Genomic DNA, 26,279 nt, shown 5'->3' on the forward strand with positions numbered 1-26,279 from the left:
GTTTTAACGAATTCATCATGGTGATCCGGCTATGAGCGAGTCAGGACCTCACTTCTTCGCCTGGTGCAACGAGGCAGAACGGCTCGACGCCTTCGCCGCGGCACTCTCGGCGCTCGTCCCCCCGGGAGAGCTCATCGGCTTGAGGATGAGCGCGAGCATATCGTGCGACACGCACTCGATCGACGAGGTTCTCTCCAGGGTTCGCGCCCACTTCGGAGGATTGAATAGCGCCCACGTGCTGTCCGGCGTGAGTCTGAACGACTCCGAGCGCGATATCTGCTGTGGCATTGCTTGCTACCCCGAAGAGAGCGAACGTCGCTCCTCCAGCGGCGCCTGCCAAGCGGCGGCGTGGTGCTGGCGACCCACCCCTACCGCACGCTCTGGCCGCTCTGGGCCGATGCGCTCTTCGCGCTCGGCCTGATGTCCTGACGCGCGTCGTGCACGCCCTCCCTTCTCCGGACCTCACACCCCGGCCGCAGGGACCAGACGACGCACCCCTCCCTGAGCGCGCGGAGCGCGCGATTTGGGAGGGGCGGACCGCGCGCAGGCGCGGAGCGCCGAGCACGGGCCGGGGGTGGGCATCCATCTCGCCGCCCCGAACCTCCGCGCAGGACGCGAACGACGCAGTTCGCTACAGCGACGTCACCGCCTTGGCCGTCTCCTTGGCGATCGCACCCTGGCCGACGAGCTGGCGCAGGTGCGCCTCGAAGGTCTGCATGCCGTAAGGCGTGACCCCCTTCTCCATCAGCTCGCGCAACGACGGGCTCCCCTCCGGACGACGGATCGCCTCGCGCACCGCGGCCGTCGCGACAAGCACCTCGGAGGCCAGGACCTCCCCGGCACCGTCGCGGCGAGGGAGCAGGCGCTGCGCAACCGCGCCCTGGAAACAGTCGGCCAGACGGTCGCGCACCTCGCTCGAGCTCCTGCCAAGCGCGACAAGCCGCCCGAGCGTGCGCGTGACGTCCGGCGTGTGCACGGCCGCAAGCACGAGGTGCCCCGTCTCGGCAGCGTGCAGCGCCAGATCGAGCGACTCGCCGTCGCGGAGCGCGCTGAGCATCACGACGTCCGGATCCTGCCGCAACGCGGAGCGCAGCGCGGTCGGAAAATCCGAGGTGTCCACGCCGATCTCGCGCTGGCTCACGCTGGAGCGGTTGTCGTCGTGCACGTGCTCGATCGGGTCCTCGAGGGTGACGATGTGGCGCGGCAAGGTCGCGTTGATCTGCCCGACGAACGCGGCCAGCGTGGTGCTCTTGCCGCTGCCAGCCGTGCCGGCGACGAGGACGAGACCATGGTCGTGCTCCGCCATCGCCCGCACCGCCGAAGGCACGCCCAGCTCATCGAACGCGGGGACCTTGAGCGGGATGCTGCGCAGGATGATCGCGAGCGAGCCGCGCTGGCGATACAGGTTGACCCGGAACCGGCCAAGGCCCGGGACGACATACGAGGTGTCAAGCTCCTGGAGCGTGGCGAGCAGCTCGCGCGAGGGCCTCCCCGCAAGCAGCACGCGCGCCGCAGCCTCGCTGTCCTCGGGGCGGATCCTGTCGACCCGGAAATAAACCATATCGCCGCGCACCCGCGCGCCCGGCGGCTGACCGACCTTGAGATGGATGTCGCTGGCGTGGGCGGCTAGCGCCTTGCCGAGGAGCTGGTGGAGGAAAGCCTCGGAGGTGTACGGCGTCGTCACGGGGGGCAAGCTACCAAAATAGACCCCGATCGGCCCAAAGCGCGGCGGGTCGACCCGGCAGCCAGGGGCGCCGCGCAGGACGGCCGCCCGGCCTTGACGTCCCGCGCCGGCCGCGCAGGACGTACGTCAAGGCTGCGGCGCCTGGCCCCCGGCGGAGCCCGCGCCGGTGACCTCGAGGTCCAGATCCGCAGGGATCCGGCGCGGGTCGACGAGCCCCTTCTCGGCGAGCGCGCGCGCCGCCGAGATCGCGAGCGCGCGCTCCTCCGCAGGGAGGCCGCGCCTGCCCGACAGCTCGACAAGCGCCGCGGCCGCGGCGCGCGCTCCGTCCGGGTCGAGCGGCTCGCGCGGGCGCGGCGGACGGCCGGCGATCCCGAGGAGCGCGTCGAGCAGGGGGGCGAGCGACGCCCCGGACGCCGCGCGGGCGCGCTCGGCGAGCGGCGCGAGCGCCAGATCGGCGTCGTCGGCGTGAGGCAGCGCGCGCAGCGCCGTGAGCGCGATGTCGCCGCCGTCGTCCAGCGCCTCGAGGAGGCCGGAGGCGCCCTCGGCCTCGGCGAGCCGGGCGCACTCCAGCGGGTCGTCCCCGGCGGCGAGGCGCCAGCGCGGATCCGTGAGGCGAGGGCTCGGCGGGCGCGGTGCCGCCGAGACGGAGGCTGTCGGCGAGGAGGGCGACGACGAGGCGCGCGAGGAATTCGCGCGGTCGCGGCCGCACGCGACGGGGGCGAGGAGGACGAGCGACAGGCAGGCGACGAGGGCCGCGCGCGCCGCGACGCGCGACAGGCAGGCGACGAGGGCCGCGCGCGCCGCGACGCGCGACAGGCAGGCGACGAGGACCGCGCGCGCCGCGACGGGCGACAGGCAGGCGACGAGGGCCGCGCGCGCCGCGACGGGCGCGCGAGGGAGGACCGCGCGACCCCTCCCCCGTGTCACGGCCGCCCCGGCGTCACGGTTGATCGATGAGCGCGAGCGAGCGCTTCGTGGGCGCGTTCTCGGGCTCCTGCCGGTCCTGCCGCGCGTTGTACTCGTCGACCACACGGTTGATGTGCATCGAGCAGAACTTCGGCCCGCACATCGAGCAGAACTCCGTGGTCTTGAAGTACTCCTGGGGGAGCGTCTCGTCGTGCATCGCCTGGGCCGTCTCCGGATCGAGCGAGAGCGCGAACTGCTGCTTCCAGTCGAAGGCATAGCGGGCGCGGCTCAGCGCGTCGTCGCGATCCCGCGCGCCCGGGCGCTTGCGCGCCACGTCCGCGGCGTGGGCGGCGATCTTGTAGGCGATGAGGCCCTGCTTCACGTCGTCCGCGTTCGGCAGGCCGAGGTGCTCCTTCGGCGTCACGTAACAGAGCATCGCGGCGCCGGCGAAGCCGGCCATCGTCGCGCCGATGCAGCTCGTGATGTGGTCGTAGCCGGGCGCGAAATCGGTGACGAGCGGGCCGAGCACGTAGAACGGCGCCTCGTGGCAGAGCTCCATCTCCTTCTGCACGTTCATCGCGATCTGATCGAACGGCACATGCCCGGGGCCCTCGATCATGACCTGCACGTCCTTCTCCCAGGCGCGCTTCGTCAGCTCCCCGAGCGTCTTCAGCTCGGCGAACTGCGCCGCGTCGCTCGCGTCGTGGAGGCAGCCAGGGCGGAGGCCGTCGCCGGCCGAGATCGTGACGTCGTACTTGGCGCAGACCTCGAGCACCTTGTCCCAGTGCGTGTAGAACGGGTTCTGCTTGTGGTGCTCGATCATCCACTGCGCCATGATCGAGCCGCCGCGCGAGACGATGCCCGTGATGCGGCCCTTCACGAGCGGCAGGTGCTCGAGCAGCACGCCCGCGTGGATCGTGAAGTAATCGACCCCCTGCTTCGCCTGGTGCTCGAGCATGTCGATGAGGTCCGCGGCCGTCATCTTGTCCGTGCCCTTGCACGCCTCGAGCGCCTGGTAGATCGGCACCGTCCCGATCGGCACCGGGGAGTCGGCGATGATCGCGCGGCGGATGCCGTCGATGTCGCCGCCGGTCGACAGGTCCATCACCGTGTCGGCGCCGTACTTGATGGAGTAGCGCAGCTTCTCGAGCTCGCCGTTCACGTCGCTCGTGGTCTGGCTGTTGCCGATGTTCGCGTTCACCTTGCAGAGCGACGCGATGCCGATGCACATCGGCTCGAGGTTCAGGTGGTTCTTGTTGGCGGGGATGATCATCCGGCCGCGCGCGACCTCGCTGCGGATGAGCTCGGGCGCGAGGTTTTCACGGCGGGCGACGTACTCCATCTCCTCCGTGACGACGCCCTTCCTCGCGAAGTGCATCTGGCTCTGGTTGGGGCTCCCGGAGCGCTTGCTCACCCATTCGGTCCGCAACATCGATAACCTCCCTTTCGAGGTGGGCGGTGTAGGTCGCGACCGCGCGCGACGCAAGCCTCCCGTCGCGCCGGGCCGCCCGCGCCGAGCCCGCGAACCAGGGCCCACGAACCGGCGCGCCGCGTGGGCGCGCGCCGCTCACGGCGTGGGCGGCTCGGGGAGCTCGGTCATCATGCCGAGCGTCTGCGCGCCGGCCGCCTTCGCGCCGTCGAGCACCTCCACCACGGTGCCATAGACGGCGCTGTCGTCGGCGACGACGAAGACGATCCTGTCCTGCGGCCTGCTCTGGCGCTCGAGGAGCGGCCTGAGCTTGCCGACGAGATCGGCGCGCTCGACCCGCTCGTCGTTCACCAGGAGCTCGCCCTGCGCGCTCACCCGGACGACCAGCTGGTCGGGCGGCGGGGGGGTGTCCACCTTGACCTGCTCGGTGTCCGGCACGCGCACGCCGATGTCCTTCTCGAGCAGCGGCGTCACGACCATGAAGATGATGAGCAGCACCAGCACGACGTCGACGAGCGGCGTCACGTTGATGTCCGAGCTCAGCGGCACCGCCGGCTTGACGACGAACTTCCTCTTCGCGCGAGCGCTCATCGCCGCTACCTCCCCTTCAGCTCCTCGACCGCCAGCGACACGCTCTTCGCGCCCGCCTTGCGCGCCGTCTCCATCACCCTGCGGACGTCGCCGAACGAGAGGCGCTGGTCCCCCTTGACCAGCACCTTGCGCCCGCTGTTCGCGGCGAACTCGCGCGTGAGCCGCGCGGCGAGCCCGGCCTCATCGTACGGGTCGTTCTCGACCCACACCGTCTTCTCCAGCGTCACGGAGAGGATCAGCGGGTCCACCTCCTTCTTCTCCTCGTCCACCTTCGCGGCCTGCGGCAACTTCACGTCCTTGCCGCGCTGCAGCATCGGCGTGACGACCATGAAGATGATGAGCAGCACCAGCACGACGTCGACGAGCGGCGTGACGTTGATCTCGCTCTTGAGGCCCTTCTGCGGGCCGGCAGCCATCCCCATTGGAACGCTCGCTTCCCGGCTGAGCGCGTCAGCGCGCGCCTCGCCGCGGGCGCACGGCGCCGCGCGCCGCGCTCCGCGACCCGACAGGCACCGTATCGCGCGGGCTCTGTGTCAAGCGGCCTCGTCGGAGGCCGGCGCGAGGCGGCCGTCGAGCCGCTTCGCCACGATGTCGAGGAGTTCGTTCGACGACTCCGAGATGTCGATCGCCCGGGCGTCGACCCAGCCCTGGAGATAGTTGTAGCCCATGACGGCCGGGATCGCGACGAGCAGGCCAAAGGCGGTCGTGATGAGCGCCTCCGCGATACCCGCCGAGACGGTGCCGAGGCCGCCGGAGCCGGCGGCCGCCATCTGCTGGAACGCGGTCACGATGCCCATGACCGTCCCGAGCAGGCCGACGAACGGCGCCGTGGAGCCGACCGTGGCGAGCAGGCCGTAGCCGCGCTTCAGACTGAGCACCTCGCGCTGCGCCTGGCGCTCGAGGGCCCGCGAGACCGACTCGAACACACCGTCGCGCTCGTGCCCCTGCGCCGGCAGCCGGGAGGGGGCGCTCGACGCGTAGGCGGCGAGCCCGGCGCCGATGACGCGCCCGAGGTAGCCAAGCTCGGCCGGGGGCTTGGCGGCGGCCCGGGCGCCCTCGAACTCGCCCCGGGCGAGCATCGGCCCCACCCGCTCCGCGAAGGCGCGGGAGGCGGCGCGCGACTTGAACGACACGACGAGGCGCTCGCCGAAGATGATCAGGGACGAGACGGACATGAGGGCCAGCGCGAACACGATCAGCTTCGCGAAGAGCCCCATGTGGCCCCACAGCTCAATCAACGTGAATTGCATCGTCTCGCTCGCGCCTCCTGGCGCTCCATGGTGTCGTGATGGTTTTGGCTAGGCTGGATCAGCGCCTCTCGACGCCGTAGCGAACTCGACAGTACCTCCGAGCGGACCTACCCCGTACCCTTCTCTACTACGTGCCGAGCCCGTTCAACAACACCCCCGGGCCCGGCGGTCAAGGGAGCTTGAGCCGGATGTTGAACACGTAGTCGACCGAGACGGGGCGCCCCTGGTACATCACCGGGGTGTAGCGACGGCCCGAGAGCGCATCGAGGATCGCCTTGTCCATGTGGGGCAGTGATTTGACCATGCGGCACTGGGTCAGGACGCCGTCGACCTTGATGACGCACTTGACAATCGCGAGGCCCTCCACCCGCGCGGCGAGCGCCTCGCGCGTGTACTGCGGATCTCGCCCCGAGATCATCGTCGGCCGGCTCATCCCGGCGCCGAACGGCAGCACCACGTTTTGCGGCGGCGCCGTGCTGCCCAGCTGACCGCCGAGCTGGCCGCCCAGCGTACCGCCGATCTGCCCGCCGACCTGGCCGCCGACGGTCCCGCCTGCAACGCCGCCCTCGACTCCCCCCTCGACGCCGCCCGGCTGCTCCGGCGCCTCCTCCCTGGGCGGCTCCGGCTCAGGCGCCTTGGCCTTGGGCTTCTCCGGCATGTCGTAGATGGTGTCAGGTGTCTTGACAGGCTTCGGCTGCTCGATGCGCTCCACCTTCGGCGGGCGCTTCGCGCCGCCTCCCGGCGGCGGCGGCGGCGGCGGAGGTGGCGGCGGCGGCGGCGGCGCGGCGAAGAAGGTGACCTCGACGTCCTTCTGCTTCTCGACCCCAGGGCGCGCGGCCAGCCCGAGGATCGCCGCCGCGATCGCCGCGTGGGCGACGATGGAGAGCGCTGCGCCCGTCCCTAGACGCCCCTGGGTGGCGGTGGCGCGGCCGAGTACCGAGTCGAACATGGGCGGTCGTAACTCCTAGAACTCGAGCTGTTCTTCGATAGGGAGACGCCGTGTGGAAGCGTGCGGCGCCTACCCGGAGTGTACAAGCGAGCAAGTACTACAAAAAAGTCTATTGTCTCGCGCGATTCCTGTCTAGGGTGAGGAGGGACTCGAGGGGCCTACACTTCTGGAGGGAATTCCGTGAAGTTTCTCGAAAAGAGGATGAAACACGGAGCGCGCTCACCACGTGCACCGTTGGGGATGTGGGCGGCATTGGTGCTGCTCGCCATGACTTTGTTGACCGCGGTGCCGGCGCTCGCGCAGACGGGCAACAGCGTTCTGATCGGACGGGTAATCGACGCCTCGAGCAAAGCGCCCGTCGCCGATGTGGTCGTGACGGCGACCTCACCCGCGCTGCAAGGGGAGCAGCTCGTGGTCACGGACGGCACAGGCCAGTACCGTATCCCGAACCTGCCTCCAGGCGACTACACACTCCGCCTGGAGAAGGAGTCGTTCAAGCCGTACGCGCGCGGCGGAATCGCGGTCCGCTCCGGGACGACCCTCCGGGTCAATGTCGAGCTGCTGCCGGAGGCGCTGAAGGCGGAGGAGATCGTCGTCGTCGGCCGCGCGCCGACGGTCGACGTCGGCTCGAGCACGGTGGGCCAGAACATCACGGAGGACTTCACGCGGCGCATCGCCGTGGCGCCCCCGACGGGGAAGGGCGCGGCGTCGCGCTCGTTCGAATCGATCGCCGCGACCACGCCCGGCGCGCAGACGGACGAGTACGGGACGTCCATCGCCGGCACGTCGTCGCCCGAGAACCAGTACGTGATCGACGGCCTCTCGGTGAACGACCCGGCGTACGGGATCATCGGCACGCCGCTCACCATGGAGTTCATCAAGGAGGTCAACGTGATCGCCGGCGGGTACATGCCCGAGTTCGGCCGCGCGACCGGAGGCGTCCTCGACGTGGTCACGAAGAGCGGAGGCAACAGGTTCCAGGGCTCGGTCTTCTTCAACATCACGCCCGGCGCCACCGAGGGGAAGCTCAAGGAGGTCCGCCGCCAGGGCGCCACCGTCCAGACGGACACGCGCCTGTCGTCCATCCGCGACTACGGCTTCGAGGTCGGCGGCCCCATCCTGAAGGACAAGCTCTGGTTCTTCGCGGGCGCCGCTGTCGCGTTCAAGAGCCACGAGCTGGAGCGCAACCTGTTCGCCACGCGCTACGACCGCGACACCTTCGAGACGGTGACGGATCCCGAGACGGGGCTCAACGTCCTCGACCGGCTGCCGGGCACGCAGAGCTTCTACCGCGCCGAGGAGCAGACGCTGCAGTACCTCGGCAAGCTGACCTACCAGATCGACCCGGATCACAGCATCGCGCTCTCGGTCTACGGATCGCCGTCCTCCTCCGGCGGCAACGGCAACTTCGGGTACGACCCGCAGCAGGGCATCGTCGAGGTGGCCAACATCGCCGGCACGTACAACGCGATGGCGCACGAGTACGTGGCGTCATCGAACGACGTCGCGCTGAAGTGGGCATCGGCGTTCAACAACAAGACCCTGCTGCTCGACGCGACGCTCGGCTGGCACAGCCAGCGCAGCGCGCGGCTGCCCTCGGACGGCTCGGAGCTCGGGACGAACGAGGGCCTGGCGGGCAGGCCCTTCGTGGGCTTCGGGAAGTACGACCCCTACCGGCACTCGATCGGCGAATTCGAGCGGCTCTCGCCCGAGGCCCGGCAGATGTGCAGGTGGCTGAGCCGGCGGACCGGCGAGCTCGACGAGAACGGAAGAGAGCTCTCCGAGACCCACGATCCGTGCGCGCTGAACACGTACAGGAAAGGCGGCCCTGACTTTCTCGACGACGCCTCGCTCAACCGCTTCCAGCTCAAGGCGATGGTGACGAGCATCTTCGAGGCGCTCGGTCACCACGTCGTCAAGGCCGGCATCGACGGCGAGATCACGACGTACAAGCACATCAAGGCGTACGCGGGCGGCACCAGCTACCAGGAAGAGGGAGACTGGGACGCCTTCCACGACGAGCGACAGCTCGGCTTCCTGACCGGTCCGGATGGCCTGGCGACCGGCCCCGGCGCCAGGGACTACGTGATCCAGGACAAGATCACGGTGACGTCGCTCGGGGCGACGATCGGCGCGTTCGTGCAGGACAGCTGGAGCATCCTCGACCAGGTGACGTTGAACGTCGGAATGCGCTACGACGCGCAGTACCTGTACGCCAGCGACGGCAAGCTCGGGCTGGCGCTCGCGAACCAGTGGTCCCCGCGCGTGGGCGTCGTCTACGACATCACGCAGCAGGGCCGGTCGAAGGTGTTCGCGAACTACGCACGGTACTACGAGAGCGTCCCCCTCGACATGATGGATCGCGCGTTCGGCGACGAGCGGAACGTCCGCTCTTACCACGTCAAGGGCGACGACGGCTGTAACCCCGAGGATCCCGTGGACGCGAAGGGCTATGGCGAAGGGCAGTGCCGGGGCGACGCGAACCGGCCCGAGATCATGGGGAGCCACGATCCGAACCGGTCGTGGTACACGATCGGCGGCGGCAAGTCCCCTGTGGATCCGGACATCGCGCCGCAGTCGTCCGACGAGCTCGTGGTCGGCGGCGAGTACGAGATCATCGCGAACGGGCGGATCGGCGCGACGTACACGAAGCGCTGGATGAACAACGTCATCGAGGACATGAGCCGGGACGAGGCGAACACCTACTTCATCGGCAACCCCGGGAAGGGGATCGCGAAGGACTTCCCCGAGGCGAGGCGCGACTACGACGCGGTGACCCTCTATTTCCAGAAGGCCTTCGCCGACCTGTGGCTCGCCCAGGCGAGCTACACGCTGTCCTACCTGCGCGGCAACTACTCGGGCCTCTTCAAGCCCGAGACGGACCAGCTCGATCCGAACATCAACTCGGAGTTCGATCTGGCCTCGCTCCTCGTCAACCGCGACGGGGCCCTGCCCGGCGACAACGCGCACGAGATCAAGATCTACGGCGCGAAGACGTTCGAGCTCCCGAAGAACATGCTCGTCGACCTCGGCCTCACGTACCGGTCCCGCTCGGGCGCCCCCATCGACTACTGGGGTTCGCACTACCTGTACAGCTATGACGAGGCGTTCATCCTGCCCCGCGGCGCCGGCGAGCGGCTGCCCTGGCAGCACAACTTCGATGGCCACCTCGGCTATTCGGTCCGGCTCTCGAAGGACAGCCAGCTCACCGTCAGCATGGATGTCTTCAACATCTTCAACTTCCAGCAGATCGTCGCGGTGGACCAGCGCTACACGACGGCGAACGTGAACCCGTGCGTCGATGGAACGCCCGAGGATCTGGAATCGGGGCCCGGAAAATCGACGTGCGTGACCACCATGGACGGCAAGCCGCTCGCGGAGAACGCCAAGAACCCGAACTTCGGCAAGCCGACACAGTACCAGACGCCCCGGCAGTTCCGGTTCGGCGCGCGGGTCACGTTCTAGGCGCGGCGCGCCGGTGAAAGGAAGCAAGCGATGAAGAGGCGATGGCTTGTTGGGATGGCGGGGCTCGCGGCGCTCTCACCGCTCGCGGCGATGTCGCCGGGCTGCTCGCAGCCCAAGCCCGAATGCATGGTCGGCACCGCCAGCTATTACCCGTACGCGACGAAGTTCACGCTGATCGACGGGGATGCGGAGAGCCCCTGCGGTCGGAAGAATGGCACTGTCGAGCGCGTGGGGATGCAGACCTACAACCCGGACGCGAACGGCGACCAGATCCCCGATCGGGAGACGAAGCTCGTCGCGATCCAGACCGAGGAGTTCGGCGGCTGGTACCGCGGCGGCGCCACGATCGACCCGAACCCGGACCTGAACGCGTTCGCGATCGGAACCTTCGCGGCCCTCCAGCCGGATGACAACGACATCTGCACGGTACCGTCGCTCGCCCCTGCCGAGGTGGTGGTGCTGCCCGCCGGCGAGGGCGGCGCCGGCGGCGAAGGCGGCGCCGGCGAAGGTGGTGCTGGCGGCGAGGGCGGCGCCGGCGAAGGTGGTGCTGGCGGCGCCGGCGAAGGTGGTGCTGGCGGTGCCGGCGAAGGTGGTGCTGGCGGCGCCGGCGAAGGTGGTGCTGGCGGCGAGGGCGGCGCCGGCGAAGGTGGTGCTGGCGGCGCCGGCGAAGGTGGCGTTGGCGGCGCCGGCGGCGCTGGAGACGACGGCGCCGGTGAAGGCGGCGAGCCGCCTCTGGAGCCGGGATCGCGCAAGCTCGAGTGGAGCAATCTGCGCGTGTACGTGACGGCCGCCAACCTCGGGAATCAGTTCGAGGCGGAAGTCACGTATTCGGAAGAGAGCTGCACGGCGCGGTACAAGGTCGTCGGGCTCTGGCCGCTGGTCGCTTGTGGGAATGGCGGGAAACCCGATGACACGATCTGCCAGGACCCCCTCTCAGGCATCTCGCCGGAGCTCAAGGTGAAGTGCGCGGCGGTGGACCCCGCGCAGGAAGAGACCGATCACTTCTGCGTGATCGACTCGGAGTCGATCCCCGCCTTCAAGTAGACAGCCCCGCGGGCGCGACGCCCATCGCCGCGCCCGCGCTGCTCCGGCTCCCCCTCCCCTCACCTCCCCGGCGTCGTCCCTGAGCGCAGGCTCACGGCGCCGGCTTGCCCGCGATCCTCTCCAGCGCCGCGCAGCCGGCACCGCTCGCGATCTCGAGCGCGGCCGTGAGCGCGCACAGGCGCGTCGCCCGCCCGAGCGCGGCCGGATCGCCCGATACGATCGCCCGCTTGGCCTCGTGCACGGTGCGGAACGACAGCGTCGTCTGCGCGCGGGGGGGCAGCTCCGCGCGGCGCGCCGCGAGCACCTCGCCGAGCTTCGGGCCGGGATCGGCGGACGGCACCCACGTCCAGACCGACGCGATCAGGGCGTCCGCGAACGCCGCGCGCAGCTCGTCGCCGCCGCGCGCGCCGTCGCACGGGAGCGCAGGACCGGTCGGCCCGACGTCGGTGGCGAGGAGCCTCCGCTGCGCGATCCGCCGGAGCAGATCGTTGTTCACGCCGGCGAGCTTGCCGTCCTCCTCCGAGAACGCCCCCGCCTTGAACCGCACGGCGAGCGCGGCGCACTTCTCGTCGCGCTCCGCGCGCGCCTTCTCCTCGGCGCGCGCCTTCTCCTCGGCGCGCACCCGCTCCTCGCGCTCGCGCGCCTCCCGGGCCTCCACCGCGGCGCACTGCTCCATCCGCGCGGCCACGCGCCGCTGCTGCTCGCTCGCCGCCCGGCCGAGATCGCCCGACGCGATCTCGCGGACGGCGCACACCTCGGGGCGCGCGAGGAGCGCGTCGACGCGCGCGCGGGCGGTCTGGACCCGCACGATCACCGACAGCGCCGCCACGATGACGAGGGCCGAGACCGCGATCGACGCGAGCTTGCGGATCTGCCGGCGGCGGTACGCCTTGGCGAGCGCGCCGCCGCCGCTCTCGTCGAGCAGCTTGCGGCAGCGGCCGATCATCGTCTGCCAGGTCGCGATGTCGTCGGCGAGCGCCTGGAGCGGCTCCGCGAAAGGACGATCGCGCCGGACCTTGTTCGCCAGCCGCTCCAGGCACAGGCCGACGTCCGGCGCCTGGCCGTAGTCGGTCACCTCGGCGACCCCCTCGAGCAGCCCGCCGATGCGCCCCGCGTAGACGTCCCACGCGACAACGGCCTCGGTCTGGCTGTCGCCGAGCCGCTCGACCGCCTCGCGCACCTCGTCCATGGGGAGGAGGCGCTCGACGTCCTCCTTGCGGACGCCGGCGAGCTTCGCCGCGTGCTCGACGCCGCGCTGGAAGCCGCCGAGGAGCCCCTCGGGGGTGAGCGCACCGAGCCCCTCCGGCACCCTGCTGGCCTGAATGGACGCGCCGGCGTGGTGCAACGGCCCCATCGCGCAGGTCAGGAAGGCGCCCCCGAGCTTCACTTCCATTGCACCGTCGCCCTCTCTACCCCGGACGGCGCGGCGCGGAAAGGCTCGCCGCGTGTCCTCGACGCATCATCGGCCGCTGCGCGGGGCCTCGAGATCCCAGAGGGCGTAGAGCACGTCGACGTCGTACTCGGTGTGTCGCCAGCCCGGGTGGAGGCGGTAGCTGCGCGGGAGCAGGCCCGAGCGCAGGATCGCGTCTGTCTGCTCGGCGAACGTGTAAAGATACATGCTCACGCCGGACAGCTCGGCGTCGGAGAGCGGGCGCGCGGCGCGCTCGTGCATCCGGACGTGCGGCCTGCGCTCGACGATGCTCACCAGCATCCGGCCGGAGGGGCGCATCGCGCCGGCGAGGTTCGTGAGGGCGAGCGCGAGATCGTCGCAGAACTCCAGCGTTCCGAGCGCGAGCGCGACGTCGAACCGCCCCCACGAGCGGGGGATCGGGAGGTGGTAGTCGTGCCGGTGGTACGCGCCGTGGGGCCGCTTCTTGCGGGCGATCTCGAGCATGCCCTCGGCGATGTCGAAGCCGACGACGTCGACGGACGGCGGGAGATCGCGCGTGAGGTGGCCCGGACCGCAGCCCGCGTCGAGCACGCGGCCCCCCTCGGGGACGGCATCGCGCAGGAACGCGCGCACGGGCTTCTCGTAGTGCTGGATGTCCTTCCAGGTGGAGACGTAGTCGGGCGCGAAGTCCTCGTAATAGCCGACGAGCCGCTCGATCCGGGTCGATCGCTTCATGACGCGCCCTTCAGGTGATGTCGTCGACCGCCTGGACGGTCTCCTGGATGTCGTGCTGATGCGTGTGGCCGAGGATCTCGCGCGCGCGCCGGTCGTCGACCATGCACACGTAGCGGATGTGATCGAGCTCGGGGGCCGGGAACGAGGTCGCCCGGAACCGCCAGAGCCGCGGGATGATCGTCTGCATGACGAAGTGAGGGATCGCCGCGCGCGCCCGCCCGGTCATGTCGATGACGCGCGAGAGCGGCAGCGGCGCCGGGCCCGCGAGGTTGAAGATCCCGCGCACGCCGGGGCGGAGCGCCGCGGCGATCGCGGAGACAACGTCGTCCTGGTGAATGACCTGCACCATCGGATCGAAGCCGAGGAGCGTCGGGATGACGTTGAGCCGGAGGTAGTTCGACGGCGCGTTGCGCACGGAGCCGAGGATGTGGACCGGCCGGAGGACGACCGTCTCGGTCTGCGGGTGCTTCCAGAAGAACGACTGCGCCAGCATGTCGACCTCGATGAGGTCGCGGATCTCGCTGAACGAGGCGCCGCCGAGCAGCGGCGCGTCCTCGGTGATGAACTGCGGGTTGTCGGGGCGCGGCCCGTAGGCGTTCGCGCTGGACAGCACGATGAGCTTGGGCACGTCGTACTGCGCGACGAACTCGAGCAGCCGCTGGAAGCCTGCGAGGTTCCAGCTGTGGTGCTCCATCTGGCTGGCCCGCGGGTCGTGCATGACCCCGAGGTGGACCACCGCGGCGAGCTGCTCCTGGCGGAAGATGTCCTGGGTCTTCTTGCGGCGGATATCGATCTGGTGATGCTCGATGTCCTTGGGGCCCCCGTCGAAGCTGCGCCGGTCGACGCCGATCACGCGCCGCTCGCGGTGGAGGCGCCGCGCGAGCCGCCGTCCGAGACGACCGCAGATGCCGGTGATGAGGATCGGCCGGAGGGACGGATCCGTATCTGCGCCGGGGCGGCGGCCTCGACCGAGCATTCGTTCGCTCATCGGAGCGACGGTCGCTTCGAGGAGGCCGATGGTCAAGCCCTTCCTGCCGGTGCAGTCTCACGCGAGGTTTGCTATCGTCCCGCGCCCATGGCCAGCAGAACGACGCTCGCCAGGCTGAGCCACTTCGTCACCCACAGCGCGCTGCCGCTCGCGCGGGTCGGGGTCGACAGCCTGCGCGGCACGATCGACGACGCGACCATCCGGTTGCTCGGTCAGGATTTCGAGGATCGGCTGCGCCGGGTCGCGCTGCCGCACGCCGCCGACGGGGTGGACCCGTTCGGGCTCGACCGCGCGTGGGCGAAGTACGCGGTCGGGGTCGCGGCCTTCTTTCATCGCTTCTATTTCCGGACCGAGGTGTTCGGCATCGAGCGCGTTCCGACCGGACGGGTCCTCCTGATCGCCAACCACTCCGGCCAGCTCCCGTTCGACGGCCTGCTGATCGCGGCCTCGCTGTTCCTCGACGCCGAGCCGCCGCGCGTGATGCGGAGCATGGTCGAGAAGTGGACGCAGACCCTGCCGTTCGTGGCGACGTTCTTCTCGCGCGTGGGCCAGGTGGTCGGCGTGCCCGAGAACGCGCGGCGGCTGCTCGACATGGGCGCCGCGATCCTTGTGTTCCCGGAGGGGACGCGCGGGATCTCGAAGGGGTTCTCCAGCCGCTATCAGCTGCTCGACTTCGGGCTCGGGTTCATGCGGCTCGCGCTCGAGACCGACACGCCGATCGTGCCCATCGCGGTCGTCGGGGGCGAGGAACAGTACATCTCGCTCGGCAACCTCGAGTCGGTCTCGAAGGCGCTCGGGATGCCGACGTTCCCCATCATCCCTCAGGTGCTGATCCCCGGCGGCCAGATGCCGCTGCCGACCCGATACAGGATCTACTTCGGCGAGCCCATGACGTTCCAGGGCGATCCCGACGACGACGACGCGGTGATCCAGGAGAAGGTCGGCCTCGTGAAGGGCCGGATCCAGTCGATGCTGAACCGCGGGCTGAAGGAGCGGAAGAGCATCTTCTGGTGATCGCGTGATCGCGTGATCGCGTGATCGCGTGATCGCGTGATCCTGCGGGCGCTCAGGCGCCCGCCAGCGTGACCACGGCCTCGGGGCCGAGCGAGAGGACGCGCGCGCGACCGCCGAGGATGGCGGGCTCGTTGCGGAGGCCGTGGCCGATCGGCAGCCCGGCGACGACGGGGACCCCCAGCGGCAGCAGCCTGTCGCGGAGGACCTCGTCCACCGTGACGCCGTCCGGGCCTGGGTTGCACTGCTCGAAGTCGCCCAGGATCACCGCCGCGGCCGGCGCGAGGTGGCCGCCGACCTCCAGCGTCGCGAGCATGCGATCGATGCGGTAGGGCCGCTCGGTGACGTCCTCGATCACAAGGACGCACCCCTCCGGCACGCGGAGGCGGCCGGCCGCGGCGCAGGCGTGGAGCAGGGCCAGGTTGCCGCCGAAGAGCGGGCCCTCGGCGGCGCCGGCGCGCAGCGTGGCCAGGCCGTCGAAGCGGCGCTCGCCCAGCGGATCTTCGAGGGCGCGGATCAGCGCGGCGCGGGCGCGGGCATCGCCGCGGCCGAGCGCTGTGACGTGGGCGCCGTGGAGCGAGGCGACGCCCGCGCGCGTGGCCTCGACGTGGAGGGCCGTGACGTCGGAGAAGCCGACGATCCAGCGAGGGCGCTCGGCGAGGACGCTCCAGTCGAGCCGGTGGACGAACCGGTTCGCGCCGTAGCCGCCGCGGGCCGCGAAGATGGCGCGCACGTCGGGGTGCGACAGCGCGCGGACGAGCTCGTCCCTCCTCCGCGCGTCGCTGCCGGCCAGGTAACCGGTCCGCGCGAACATCCCGTGGCTGGAGGGCGCCGAGAGCGACGGCTCCCCACCCCCGCGGCTGTCGCCGGCGAGCGGTGGACCTCCGCCGGTATCGAAGAGCACGCGGTAGCGCTGGGCGAGCCAGCCGAGGCCGACCCGCGCGAGGACGTGCTCGAACGGGCTGGAGGGGGCGATCACGGCGACGGTGTCGCCCGGTCGGAGCGCCGGGGGGAGGATCAGAGGGGGCATGTTTCCTCTGTGCCTCTGTGGCTCAAGATCTCTCCGTTGCGCGGCTAAGGAGCACCGGAGTCGTCGTCAAGGAACTCCACATCTTCCGCGTCCTCGTCGACGTCGACCTCGTCGGAGGCAGGCAGGGGCGGCAGCGCGGGCGGGTAAAACGACGGCCGAAGCGCGGCCCCCCCGGCCGCCGCTGCGTGCAGCGGCGGGGGATGGGGCGGCGCGATGGAGGGAGGACGCGAGGGCGCCGCGGACGACGGCGGCGGCGCGACGGGCTGCGGGGGGGTAGCGGGCGCGACGGGCTCCGCCCCGTAGGCCTCGCCGCCGTCGTCGAGGCCGCCGTACGCCGGCGGCGCAGCGTCGCCGTCGAGGTCCGACCGCGGCGCAGCGGCGGCTTGCTCGTCGGCGATCGGCGCGGCGTGGCCGGCGCTCTCCGGAGGAAGCTCCTGCTCCTCGGGCGGCGCCGCGTGGACGTCGACGGCGCCGCTGTCTGCGTCGCCCTCGGCCGTCGCGATCAACGCGTCGCCGTACGCCTCGGCCTGCGGCTCCGGCGCGATCTGCGGCGCCTCCGGGCCGACCACCTCGGGGGCGTCCACCTGCAGCGCCTCGGCAGCGGCTTGCACCCCGCCGCCCGCGTAGCCGTTGCTCAAGGCCGCCGCCGCAACGCCAATCTCCACGCCGGGAGCCTCGAGGGTCGGCAACCGGGGCGCGAGCGGCGGCTCGGTCAGCGACAGGCCCGGCGGCCGGGTCGGCAGCGAGGGCGGCGGCGGGGTACGCTTGAGCTTGCCGGTCTTCGCCCGCTCGAGGCCCGCCGTCGCCTCCGGATCGCCCGCCTTCATGCGGAGGACGCGGCGCCAGGCGTCCGACGCCTCCCGCGCCTCGCCGAGCTCCTCCTCCCAGAGGCGCGCCACCTTCCGCGCGAGCTCCGCCCGCTGCGCCGGATCGCGACCGCGGAGGACCTGGTCCTCGTACAGCTGGATCATGCCGCGGTGGTCGCCGAGCTCCTGCAGCAGACCGGACAGCTCGTTCATCACGTCCTGGTCCGAGGGCGACAGGTCGTGGAGCTTCTTCAGATCCGTCGCGGCGCCCTGCCGGTCGCCGAGCACGTCGCGCCGCAGCCTGGCCCGCCGCTGAAGGAGCTTGCGCACGAGCGGGCCGTCGAACACCTCGTCCAGCGCGCGGTTCAGCGTCGCGCCGATGCGGGGCAGGTCGCCCACCTCGCGGCCGAGCGCCTCGAGGGCGTCGAGCGACGCGTCGTCGACCTGCGTGAGCACGGCGTCGCCGAGCCAGCTGAAGGCGCGGTCGACTTCGCCGAGGTCCTGGTAGGCGATCGTGGCCGCCCGGCGCAGCAGCGCCGCCCGGGTGCGGCCGCCGTCGCGCGAGCCCTGGCCGCCGGCCGCGAGCGCCTCGGCGAGGATCGTGCGCAGCACGGTCGACTGGGACCGCTCGTCGTCGTCCCGCGCCACCCGCTCGAGGGTGGTGATCGTCTCCTCCTGGACGCCGCCGCCGAGGGCCTGCTCGAAGAAGCTCCTCGCCCGATCGATGGCGCCGCGCTCGCAGGCGATCTGGGCGGCGCGGACGAGCGCCGCGAGGCGATCGGCCGGCGTGCGGCAACGGCCCACCTGGCGCTCGAAGAGATCGATGATGAGGCTCGGGGCCTCGGCCAGCGCCGCGAGCCGCTGGAGCAGCGGCTCGACCTCGGCGGTCGGCACGCTCGACAGCGCGCCCTCGCCGTGGTGGATGGACTCCAGCGGGTCGGCCCCCATCGAGACCCGGACCTCGGCCTGCCGTATGAGCTCGACCGCGCGGGCCATGCCCGAGAGATCCCTGGCGAGCAGCTCGTGCGCGACGGCGAGGGCCTCGCCATCCTGGAGCTCCACCGCGATCGCCTCGAGCTTCGCCGCGAGGCCGGCGTCGGCGGTGCGCGAGCGGGCGAGCTCCATCGCCACGCACGCGGCGTCGCGGTGGCGGTCGACCTCCACGAACCTGTCGAAGGCCCCGCGCAGGGCGACCTCGCGCCCCGCGCGCGCGACCGACTCGTTCCAGGCGACCAGCTTTGTCGCGACGACGCCCTTCCACCCGAGGCGGTCGCCGAGCGCGACGTACGCATCCCGGCACGGCTCGTCGCCCTGGTCCGCGAGCCGCTCCAGGAGGGACAGCGCCTCGTCGCTCCTGCCGAGCGCCAGCTCCAGGATCTCGGCGAGGCGGCGGGTCATGTTCGACGCCTCGTCCTCGTCCCCCTCCACCTCGATCAACGCCGCCAGGAGACGCGCGACCGTCGGCCAGTCGTTCAGCCGCTCGGCGAGCCGCAGGAGCCGCGCGACCGCGTCGAGGTCGTCCGGCTCGGCGGCGTGGACGATCTCGAGCGCCCTGACGGCGCCGTGCGGATCGTCGAGCGGCCCCTCGTAGAGCGTCGCGAGCCGCTGCGCGATGTCGAGCTGCTCGGGGCCGTCCACGAGCGCGAGCTCGCGCTCGAGCGCGCCCGCGGTGCCCCGCAGGTTGCCGCGCCGCTCCTCGAGATCGGCGATCCCCCGGAGCGCGATCCGGTTCTGCGGATCGAGATCGGTGACGACGCTCTCGTAGCGCGCGATCGCCGCATCGAGGTCGCCGGAGCCGTCCGCGAGCATGCGCGCCTCGCGCAGGACGAGCGAGATCTTGCCGGGCTCGCTGTCCGTGAGCGCGCTGAGCCTGTGAAGGAGCTCCGCGCCGTGCTGGTGATCGCCGCGCTCGCCGGCGTCATCGGCGAGCCGCGCGAGCGCCTCGGCGTCCTCGCCGTCGGTGAGCAGCAGCGAGAGCGTCGCGCGCTCCCCGTCGCGGTCGCCGAGCTCGCGCTGCGCCACCGCCGCCGCCCGCCGCGCCGCGACGCGCGCCGCCCGGTCGCCGAGCAGCTCGGCCCGGTTAAGGAGGAACCGCACGAGCTCGGGCAAGCGGTTCGTGCGCCGGTAGAGGTCCTCGATCGCGGGGGCGCAGCCGTCGCTCGCCGGATCGATCTCGATCGCGCGCTCGACCCGGTCGAGCGCGCCCTCGACGTCGCCGGCGCTGAGGAGCAGCTCGGCGGCCTGGACGAACAGCGCCGGGCGCGCGTTGCGCTCCGCGAGCAGCGCGCGCTCGCAGAGCGCCCTCGCCGCCTCGACGAGCCGGCCGGCCGCGACGTAGGCCTTCTCCGAGAGCTCCCACAGCTTCGGCTGGCGCAGCAGCTCGGCCACCTGGCTGTACGCGTCGCCCGCGGCGCCCGGCTCGTCGAGCCGCATCCGGAGCTCGCCGAGCTTCTGGAGGAGCGGCGCGCGGGTGAGCTTGTCCTGGAACCGGGAGGCCGCGTCGGCGAGGACCCGCGCGGCGAGGTCGAACCGCTCGCCCCGCTCGAAGAGCTTGACCGCGGACTGGATCGCCGTGCTGTCCTCGGGCGAGAGGGTCGCGACGCGCACCCACGCCTCGGCGGCCGCGATCGGATCGCGGCGCTTCTGCTCGTGGAGCGAGACGAGCTGCTGCTCGATCTCGATCCTCTGCGCGACGTCCGAGGTCGCCACGGCCTCCTGCTCGAGCAGCGCGGCGAGATCGTCCCAGCGGGAGCTCCGCTCGAGCAGCCGCCGCAGCTCGGCGTGGGCCTGCGCGTCGCCGGGATCGAGCTCGGAGAGCAGCTTCCAGGCCTGGACCGCCGTGTCGACGTCGCGCAGCTGCGCCTCGCACAGCCCCGCCACGTCGCGCAGCTGCGCCATCCGGCGCTCGACGGGGGCCGTGGGGACGCGCGCCGCCGCGAGCAGGACATCGCGCAGCTCGGCGAACATCCGCTTCTGGCGGAGGTGCTCGTCGACCTGCGCGAGGGCGTCCGGGTTGGCGGGATCGGCCTTGAGCACCTCGCGCAATCGGGCGAGCGGCAGCGGCTTGCGGGGCTCGGTCACCTCGTCTGCCGCGGGCGACGCCTCCAGCGGGGGCGAGGCGCCGGGGGCTCCAGCAGGAGCCGGCGCGGAGGCGGGTGCGGCCTGCACCGGGCCGGAGCTCGGCCCGGCGGCGCTCGGGACCGACGCCGGCGCGTCCGAGGCCGCGGGCCCCGGCACGGGAGCGAACGAGGAGGCCGGCGCGAACGCGGCGACCGCCGGCTGGGCCAGCTCCGCCGCGCTCGCGGCGGCTGCCGGGGGCGACGGGACGCCGGAGGGGGGCACCGGCGGCGCATGCGCAGGGGCGACGCCCGCGGCAGGCGGCGCCGAGGGCGCCCGCGCCGGAGCAGGGATCGCGCTCACCGGCGGCGGCACCGACGGCAGCCGCGGAGGGGGCGGCGGCACGGACGCCCTCTTGCGCGCCTCGGCCGCCATGAACCCGTTCGGGTTCACCTGGAGGTAGGCGAGGTAGCGCGGGCGGAGCTCGGTGGTGCGGCCCAGCTGCTTCGCGTAGTGATCGGCGAGCTGCATCGCGCGGTCGTGGCCCGGCAGCGCGCGCAGCGCGTACACCGAGTACGAGTAGCCGTACTCCCCGTCGTACGTCTCCGCGAGCGCGACGAAGAGCTCCGCGGCCTCGTCGCGCTCCGGCTGCGGCACCGGCTCGCCGGCCTCGACGCGGTCGACGACGGCGACGCCGAGCGCCTGGATCAGCCCCACGTCGTGCGGCACGAACGCGCGCGCGCTCCGCAGCGCCACCGTGGAGCCGGCGAGGTCGCCGGCGCGGCGCCGGATGTCGGCCTCGTCGCGCAGCAGGGCGAGCCGCCGCTCCGGGTCGTCGACGAGCGCCTGCTCCATCGCGAAGTAGGGGATCGCCTCGGCGTACTGCTGCTGGGCCTTCAGCATCTCGCGCGCGGCGTAGATGGCGTAGACGTTGTGCGGATCGAGCTCCGCCAGGCGGCGCCAGTTCTCCAGGGCGCGCTCCGGCCGCGACAGCGGCGGCTCGCCCCACAGGCGGCCGAGCTCCTCGTGGAGCGTCGAGAGCTGCGCGCGCACCTCGGGTCGCTCGAAGAGCAGCGGCGTGAGCGCCTTGACGAGCCGCTCCAGGAGCGCGACGAGCGCCTTCTGATCGCCCTTGTCGCGGTAGAGCTGCGCCAGCCGCTCGGCCGCCGTCCGCTGCGTCGGGTCCTTGTCGATGGCGATCATGAGCGTCCGCGCGGCGTGGTGCGCGTCGCCGATCGTGGTCGACCACACGTTCGCCGCCTCGCTCAGCCAGTGCGCCGCGTACGACGGATCCGCGGTGGAGCTGCCGACGCGCTCGAGCAGCATCGCGTACGAGCGTGGGTCCTGCTCCCCGGCTCGGTGCGCATACGCCAGGGCTTCCCCGTCATGCGGATTCGTGACGAGGCGCTGGATGAGCGTTTCCATCTCCCGGGGATCCATCGGTGCGCGGCGAAGTTACACGTTAGCCTCCGCCTCGTACAGCGACTCTCGGCCCAATTCGCCAACGACCGCCGCTGCTTCTCGCGCAGCAGGCCTCGTCGACGTGCGGACCTCCTGCGCCCGGATCGGCCTCGCGCAGCGACGCTGCGCGCTTGCCGTCATCAGTCGAATTTCACATACGGCTTGCGCGACTGCGCCGGCCTGCGCTTCGGCGTCGGCGCGGAGGGAACGCCCGCGGGCTCGGGAGCAATGCTGGCGGCGCCGGCGGGGACCGGCGCGGGTGCCGTCGCGGCCGCCGTCGTCGCGGCCGCCGTCGCCGTCGCGGTGGGTGGCGCGACGCGGGGCAGGGCGGGGAGCGCGATCGCGTCCGCGAGCGCCCTGGCTTCCAGCGCCACCCCCGTCTGGAGCCTGCGCACGCCGCTGTCGGCGGGGCGTCGGAGCTCGCGCACGGCGAGGGCCGTCACGATCAGCGACAGGGCGACGGTCCCGACGGCGACGCGCGAGGTGCGCCTCCGCGGCGCGGGGCGCGACGTGCTCGGCGGCTGCGAGGCGTCCACGTCGTCGCCCACGACCGCGAGCAGCTCGCTCGTCGCGCTGACCTCGGCTGGCTGGATCGGGCCGGGGCGCTCGCGGCTCAGGCTCGGCCTCGCCTGGTCCATCGCGCGATCGAGCTCCGCGATGAGCTCCTGCGCGCTCCGCGGCCGCTCGTCGGGCCGCTTGGCCAGCGCGCGCTGCAGGAGCGCCGAGAGCGACAACGGTATCCCGGCGCCAGGCGCCGCCTCGATCGCCGGCACCGGCGGCGACTGGATGTGCCTCGCCATCACGACGACCGCGTCGTCGTCGATGAACGGCGGCCGGCCGACCAGCATCTGATAGAGGAGCACGCCGAGCGAGTAGAGATCGCTCCGCGCGTCGAGCGGCCTGCCCTGGGCCTGTTCCGGAGACATGTACCTTGGCGTTCCGAAGACGGTGCCCGCCTGGGTCTCGAGGGCGTCGACCGGCCGCTCGGTCCCGGTCATCACCTTCGCGATGCCGAAGTCGAGCACCTTGCAGATCTCCTCGTGCTCGCCCGCGGGGGGCCTCGCCAGGAACAGGTTGTCCGGCTTGAGGTCGCGGTGGATGATCCCCTTGTCGTGCGCCTCCGCCAGCGACAGGAGCGCGTGCCGGGCGAAGCGCGCGGCGTCGCCGACGCGCAGCCGTCGCAGCCGCTTGAGCCGCTGCCCGAGCGATTCGCCCTCCAGGAGCTCCATCGCGAGGTAGAGCGAGCCGCTGCGCCACGTCGCCCCCTCCGCGGGCGAGCTCTGCTCCGCCGAGCGGCCGCGACCGAAGGCCGCGTCCGTCGCGTCGTCCACGATCTCGCCGAAATCGAAGACGGTGACCGTGTGCGGCGACCGGAGGAGGCTCATCGCGCGCGCCTCGCGCGTGAAGCGGGCCTTCGCCTGCGCGTCGAAGGCCCGGTCCGACCGCAGGATCTTGATGGCCACGTCGCGGCCCATCGCCTCCTGGCGCGCGCGGTACACCGTGCCCATCGAGCCGGCGCCGAGCTTGCCCACGATCACGAACCGATCCGCGATCGTGATCCCCAGGAAGGGGTCCCCCTCGGCCTCGGCGAGCGCCTCGCGGCTCACGAGGGCCCGCCCGTCGTGGGGGCAGCGCGGCAGCTTCGCGGACGGGCCGGTCTGGGAACCGCGATGGCCGGCGGCGGGCGGGAGCAGGCTGGACGAGCTCCTCGCGTCCAGAGCGACCGCCGAAGGGTGGTGGCACCGCGGGCAGATCAGCGCCAAGGCCCTGCTGGGCTCGCCGGACGATCCGGGTGCGCTGGCCGGGAACTGGTCGTCAGCTGTAGGAGCTACCACCGCGATGGGGGGGATCGTCCGTCACTTGGGCTCGCATCGCAAGGCCCACGACGGACCCGTCGAATGGGGGCGACAGCCGAAGGACGAGGCGTCGCCGCAGGACGCCTCGCCGCAACAGACATCGCTACAGAATCGCTGTGTTTGTTCAGGATGCTCGACGCACATACCGCTCCGACACGCATCATCCGTGGCGCACGGAACGCCGACGGCGGCGAAGCTGTGCTCGGGCAGCGGCCTCGCGCACGCCCGGACGGTCGAGCCTTCCCCGACCGTGATCTTGGCGCAGCCGACGTTCTGCATCACGTCGCCCGGCGCGGCCGGGCACATGTCCGAGGAACAGCACGGGATCGTGCAGCGGCGGGTCCCCTCGACGTAGACGCAGAGCCCGGAGGCGCAGTCCGCGTTCCCAGCGCACTCGTCGAAGTAGCGGCCCTCGCCCTGGCCGACGGGCTGGCACGCCCAGGCCGAACCGGCCGAGACGACGCCCGTCGTGAACCGGCACGCCGCCCCGTTCGTCGCGCAGTTCGTGTCTGAACAGCAGGTGTCGACGCAGGCGCCTTCGTTGCAGATGCCAGAACGGCAGTCGCCAGACGTGGCGCAGGTCGCGCCGGAGAGCCGCGTACCCACCTCGGGCCGGCCGACGTACCGGCCGACGCGACAGAGGCCGCTCCCTCCGCCGTCGGGGATCCAGCAGACCGCGTCCCGGACAGGATCGCAGTCGCTCGAGGTGCAGCAGGCGCGCGCGCAGGCCCGCGGCCCCTTGCCGTCGAACAGCGCGGTATCGAGGCAGAAATCGCGCGCTCCGCAGTCTTCGTGATCCGCGCAGGGCGCCCCCAGCGCGCGCTCGGTGGGCAGCATGTCGATGCAGATCCCGTCCCTGCAAACGGCGCCCTCGGGGCACGCCGGGGGCCCGATCGCGCCCTCGTCCGAGCAGGGCACGGAGCCCAGCTTGCCATCGACGAGGACCTCGCACCCGACGCCGAGCAGCGCGAGCGCCGAGAGCCCGCGGAGGAGCCTGCGCGCCGCGACGCCGAGGTCCATCAGAACTGCACCCGGAGCCGGGCTCCCCCGGCGCCCAGCGACAGGCCGACGCGCGGCGCCTCCTCCCCTGCGCGGGCGCCGCGCGAGGTCGGACCGTCGTCGTGACCCGAGCTCGGAGCGCCCGAGGCCGGGCGCGCGGCGCGCGGGCTCGCCGCGGGAGCCCGCGGCGACAGGGCCAGGTAGAGCGCCGCTGCGCCGGAGAGCCCGGCGACCAGCAGGGCGACATCCGCGGCGACGGCGCACCGGTGGGCGGCGCTCGCGTCGGCCTGCAGATCGGCCACCGAGACGCCCCCGCCCGTGCGCTCGCTGGGGCCGGGATCCCGCGCCACGGCGAGCGCCGCGAACACGCCGCCGACCGCGAGGGACCCCGCAGCGATGCCCCCGCTGACGTAGAGCCAGGGCCCATGCGGCTTCGCGCTGCCCGCCGCCGCGGAACGACGCGGCAGGCGCGGCAGATACGGCAGCGCCGCGGAGGCCTGGACGGAGGGCGAGGGCGCGGGCGGCGGCTTCGCGCTGGAGAGCTCCCGCTTCGCCCCCTGCAGCCGCTTGAGGACCGCCGCGACCTCCTCACGCTCCTTCGGGAGCGCCTCCATCACGAGGTAGCGCCGGTAGTAGCGCTCGGCCTGCTCGATCTCGCCCAGCCGCTCGTGGATGACCGCCAGGTTGTAGATGAGCTCTTTCCCCTCGGGATCGAGCGCCACCGCGGCCTCCAGCTTCGCGATGGCGGCGCGGTACTGGCCGTGCTGGTAGAGCCCCTGCGCCGCATCGTGCAGCGCGGTGGCTCGTTCGATGCGGCGCCGGTTCTCCGCCCCCTCCTCCTGCGATATCGCCGGCGGCGCGGACGGGTCCTGGGCGCTTCCCTGCAGCGGTGGCGCGCTGCCCTGCGGCGGTAGGGCGGCGCCGGACGGCGCGGGCGCGGCCCCCGGCGAAGTGAGCGGCGCCTGCGAGGGCAGCTGCGCGGCGAGCGCACGCGACGGCGCTCCGAGCGAGGCCACCGCGAGCGCGCAGGCGAAGCGCACGAGGATACGCCCGGCCTCGGGACCGATCGAGAGCGGCAGGCGCGCTGCGTGATTCGTCACGGCCGCCCACAATAGCGTAACTCTCGCGAGTGTAACGCCTCTTGCGTGGCGCGGGTCGGCGCGGCGCCGCGTGCGCTGCCCCGGCGTCGCCTGCTGCACGCCGGCCGCGGTCTGCGCCGATCCGCCGGCGCGCGGCCCGGCGCTCCGAGGACGGGGCGCGCTCCTTCCCGCGAGGCCGCCGTTGCGACGATCACCTGAGCTTGCAGCTGTACTCGCCCGCGAGCACGAGCGCACGCTCGCACCGGACGCCCACGGTGCGCTTCGCGGTGGTGAACTCGAAGGTCTGGCCGAACGGCGTCCGCTCCAGCCGGGTCATCTGCGCCCTGCAGTCCCCGCCCGCGCGGCGCGGATCCGGCGCGAGCGAGCCACCATCCTCGCCACATGCGACGAGCGCCGCGCTCCGCTCGACCTCGGCGTTGTCGGAGAAGACGTTGTAGGCCGCCGAGAAGCTGAACGCGACACAGAGAGCGAAGAGGGCGAGCTGGATGAAGCGCTTCACGGGCCGAGCTTACCCCGTCCGAGGCGCGG

The 26,279-nt window shown here is 72.1% G+C and carries 20 protein-coding genes; 4 read left to right on the forward strand and 16 right to left on the reverse strand.

Going from position 1 to position 26,279, the window contains the following annotated elements; translation table 11 throughout:
- Positions 1-291 precede the first annotated feature (291 nt).
- Positions 292-429 (forward strand): hypothetical protein, encoded by a 138-nt coding sequence (locus WMF17_RS22240; protein ID WP_437651507.1) that lies wholly within the window; start codon positions 292-294, stop codon positions 427-429.
- A gap of 202 nt (positions 430-631) precedes the next feature.
- On the opposite strand, the gene WMF17_RS22245 is transcribed toward WMF17_RS22240, so the two are convergent.
- The 7 genes from WMF17_RS22245 to WMF17_RS22275 all read right to left on the reverse strand — a co-directional run bounded on the left by WMF17_RS22245 (position 632) and on the right by WMF17_RS22275 (position 6,809).
- On the reverse strand, positions 632-1,684 hold the full coding sequence (locus WMF17_RS22245; protein ID WP_437651153.1) for a type IV pilus twitching motility protein PilT: 1,053 nt from the start codon (positions 1,682-1,684) through the stop codon (positions 632-634).
- A gap of 126 nt (positions 1,685-1,810) precedes the next feature.
- The gene (locus WMF17_RS22250) at positions 1,811-2,611 is read right to left on the reverse strand and encodes a thiamine biosynthesis protein (protein ID WP_437651155.1); all 801 of its coding nucleotides are present in this window, start codon (positions 2,609-2,611) and stop codon (positions 1,811-1,813) included.
- Positions 2,612-2,624: 13 nt separating this feature from the next.
- Complete coding sequence (thiC, locus tag WMF17_RS22255) at positions 2,625-4,019, reverse strand: phosphomethylpyrimidine synthase ThiC (protein WP_437604289.1); 1,395 nt, start codon at positions 4,017-4,019, stop codon at positions 2,625-2,627.
- Positions 4,020-4,157: 138 nt separating this feature from the next.
- Complete coding sequence (locus WMF17_RS22260; protein ID WP_437651157.1) at positions 4,158-4,610, reverse strand: ExbD/TolR family protein; 453 nt, start codon at positions 4,608-4,610, stop codon at positions 4,158-4,160.
- A gap of 5 nt (positions 4,611-4,615) precedes the next feature.
- Positions 4,616-5,032, reverse strand: coding sequence for an ExbD/TolR family protein (locus WMF17_RS22265; protein ID WP_437604092.1), 417 nt, complete (start codon positions 5,030-5,032; stop codon positions 4,616-4,618).
- 111 nt (positions 5,033-5,143) lie between these two features.
- Positions 5,144-5,860 (reverse strand): MotA/TolQ/ExbB proton channel family protein, encoded by a 717-nt coding sequence (locus WMF17_RS22270; protein ID WP_437494415.1) that lies wholly within the window; start codon positions 5,858-5,860, stop codon positions 5,144-5,146.
- 169 nt (positions 5,861-6,029) lie between these two features.
- On the reverse strand, positions 6,030-6,809 hold the full coding sequence (locus WMF17_RS22275; RefSeq protein WP_437651159.1) for an energy transducer TonB: 780 nt from the start codon (positions 6,807-6,809) through the stop codon (positions 6,030-6,032).
- A gap of 267 nt (positions 6,810-7,076) precedes the next feature.
- Between WMF17_RS22275 and WMF17_RS22280 the strand changes: the two genes are divergently transcribed.
- The gene (locus WMF17_RS22280) at positions 7,077-10,274 is read left to right on the forward strand and encodes a TonB-dependent receptor (protein WP_437651161.1); all 3,198 of its coding nucleotides are present in this window, start codon (positions 7,077-7,079) and stop codon (positions 10,272-10,274) included.
- Positions 10,275-10,304: 30 nt separating this feature from the next.
- Positions 10,305-11,318 (forward strand): hypothetical protein, encoded by a 1,014-nt coding sequence (locus tag WMF17_RS22285; RefSeq protein ID WP_437651163.1) that lies wholly within the window; start codon positions 10,305-10,307, stop codon positions 11,316-11,318.
- Positions 11,319-11,409: 91 nt separating this feature from the next.
- On the opposite strand, the gene WMF17_RS22290 is transcribed toward WMF17_RS22285, so the two are convergent.
- From WMF17_RS22290 to WMF17_RS22300, 3 genes are all read right to left on the reverse strand, one after another.
- Positions 11,410-12,711, reverse strand: a complete 1,302-nt coding sequence (locus WMF17_RS22290) for a hypothetical protein (RefSeq protein WP_437604096.1) — start codon at positions 12,709-12,711, stop codon at positions 11,410-11,412.
- Positions 12,712-12,777: 66 nt separating this feature from the next.
- Complete coding sequence (locus WMF17_RS22295) at positions 12,778-13,443, reverse strand: class I SAM-dependent methyltransferase (protein WP_437604097.1); 666 nt, start codon at positions 13,441-13,443, stop codon at positions 12,778-12,780.
- Positions 13,444-13,453: 10 nt separating this feature from the next.
- On the reverse strand, positions 13,454-14,431 hold the full coding sequence (locus WMF17_RS22300) for an NAD-dependent epimerase/dehydratase family protein (RefSeq protein ID WP_437604098.1): 978 nt from the start codon (positions 14,429-14,431) through the stop codon (positions 13,454-13,456).
- Between the two features lie 87 nt (positions 14,432-14,518).
- Here WMF17_RS22300 and WMF17_RS22305 point away from each other — a divergent pair, with 87 nt between their 5' ends.
- The gene (locus WMF17_RS22305; RefSeq protein ID WP_437604099.1) at positions 14,519-15,445 is read left to right on the forward strand and encodes a lysophospholipid acyltransferase family protein; all 927 of its coding nucleotides are present in this window, start codon (positions 14,519-14,521) and stop codon (positions 15,443-15,445) included.
- A gap of 52 nt (positions 15,446-15,497) precedes the next feature.
- Here WMF17_RS22305 and WMF17_RS22310 read toward each other — a convergent pair whose 3' ends face one another.
- The 6 genes from WMF17_RS22310 to WMF17_RS22335 all read right to left on the reverse strand — a co-directional run bounded on the left by WMF17_RS22310 (position 15,498) and on the right by WMF17_RS22335 (position 26,250).
- On the reverse strand, positions 15,498-16,472 hold the full coding sequence (locus WMF17_RS22310) for a S66 peptidase family protein (RefSeq protein WP_437604100.1): 975 nt from the start codon (positions 16,470-16,472) through the stop codon (positions 15,498-15,500).
- 44 nt (positions 16,473-16,516) lie between these two features.
- Positions 16,517-21,760 carry a hypothetical protein gene (locus WMF17_RS22315; RefSeq protein WP_437651165.1) on the reverse strand — a complete coding sequence of 1,748 codons (5,244 nt, stop codon included), beginning with the start codon at positions 21,758-21,760 and terminating at the stop codon, positions 16,517-16,519.
- 176 nt (positions 21,761-21,936) lie between these two features.
- On the reverse strand, positions 21,937-23,403 hold the full coding sequence (locus WMF17_RS22320; RefSeq protein WP_437651167.1) for a serine/threonine-protein kinase: 1,467 nt from the start codon (positions 23,401-23,403) through the stop codon (positions 21,937-21,939).
- Positions 23,404-23,652: 249 nt separating this feature from the next.
- Positions 23,653-24,672: a hypothetical protein gene (locus tag WMF17_RS22325; RefSeq protein ID WP_437604103.1), complete on the reverse strand. Its 1,020-nt coding sequence runs from the start codon at positions 24,670-24,672 to the stop codon at positions 23,653-23,655.
- Positions 24,672-25,751, reverse strand: a complete 1,080-nt coding sequence (locus tag WMF17_RS22330) for a tetratricopeptide repeat protein (RefSeq protein WP_437604104.1) — start codon at positions 25,749-25,751, stop codon at positions 24,672-24,674. The genes WMF17_RS22325 and WMF17_RS22330 overlap by 1 nt, the downstream gene beginning before the upstream one ends.
- A gap of 190 nt (positions 25,752-25,941) precedes the next feature.
- Positions 25,942-26,250 (reverse strand): hypothetical protein, encoded by a 309-nt coding sequence (locus tag WMF17_RS22335; RefSeq protein ID WP_437604105.1) that lies wholly within the window; start codon positions 26,248-26,250, stop codon positions 25,942-25,944.
- Positions 26,251-26,279: the final 29 nt, after the last annotated feature.

It is taken from the genome of Sorangium sp. So ce362, assembly GCF_051519845.1.
Taxonomy (GTDB): Bacteria; Myxococcota_A; Polyangia; order Polyangiales; family Polyangiaceae; genus Sorangium.

Excerpts from the sequence above, each read along its gene's own strand:
- WMF17_RS22290 (WP_437604096.1), bottom strand. The coding sequence starts at position 12,711 with ATGGAAGTGAAGCTCGGGGGCGCCTTCCTGACCTGCGCGATGGGGCCG.
- WMF17_RS22310 (WP_437604100.1), bottom strand. The coding sequence starts at position 16,472 with ATGCCCCCTCTGATCCTCCCCCCGGCGCTCCGACCGGGCGACACCGTC.
- WMF17_RS22280 (WP_437651161.1), top strand. The coding sequence starts at position 7,077 with ATGACTTTGTTGACCGCGGTGCCGGCGCTCGCGCAGACGGGCAACAGC.
- WMF17_RS22305 (WP_437604099.1), top strand. The coding sequence starts at position 14,519 with ATGGCCAGCAGAACGACGCTCGCCAGGCTGAGCCACTTCGTCACCCAC.
- WMF17_RS22285 (WP_437651163.1), top strand. The coding sequence starts at position 10,305 with ATGAAGAGGCGATGGCTTGTTGGGATGGCGGGGCTCGCGGCGCTCTCA.
- WMF17_RS22315 (WP_437651165.1), bottom strand. The coding sequence starts at position 21,760 with ATGGAAACGCTCATCCAGCGCCTCGTCACGAATCCGCATGACGGGGAA.
- WMF17_RS22260 (WP_437651157.1), bottom strand. The coding sequence starts at position 4,610 with ATGAGCGCTCGCGCGAAGAGGAAGTTCGTCGTCAAGCCGGCGGTGCCG.
- WMF17_RS22265 (WP_437604092.1), bottom strand. The coding sequence starts at position 5,032 with ATGGGGATGGCTGCCGGCCCGCAGAAGGGCCTCAAGAGCGAGATCAAC.
- WMF17_RS22325 (WP_437604103.1), bottom strand. The coding sequence starts at position 24,672 with ATGGACCTCGGCGTCGCGGCGCGCAGGCTCCTCCGCGGGCTCTCGGCG.
- WMF17_RS22295 (WP_437604097.1), bottom strand. The coding sequence starts at position 13,443 with ATGAAGCGATCGACCCGGATCGAGCGGCTCGTCGGCTATTACGAGGAC.
- WMF17_RS22270 (WP_437494415.1), bottom strand. The coding sequence starts at position 5,860 with ATGCAATTCACGTTGATTGAGCTGTGGGGCCACATGGGGCTCTTCGCG.
- WMF17_RS22275 (WP_437651159.1), bottom strand. The coding sequence starts at position 6,809 with ATGTTCGACTCGGTACTCGGCCGCGCCACCGCCACCCAGGGGCGTCTA.
- WMF17_RS22300 (WP_437604098.1), bottom strand. The coding sequence starts at position 14,431 with ATGAGCGAACGAATGCTCGGTCGAGGCCGCCGCCCCGGCGCAGATACG.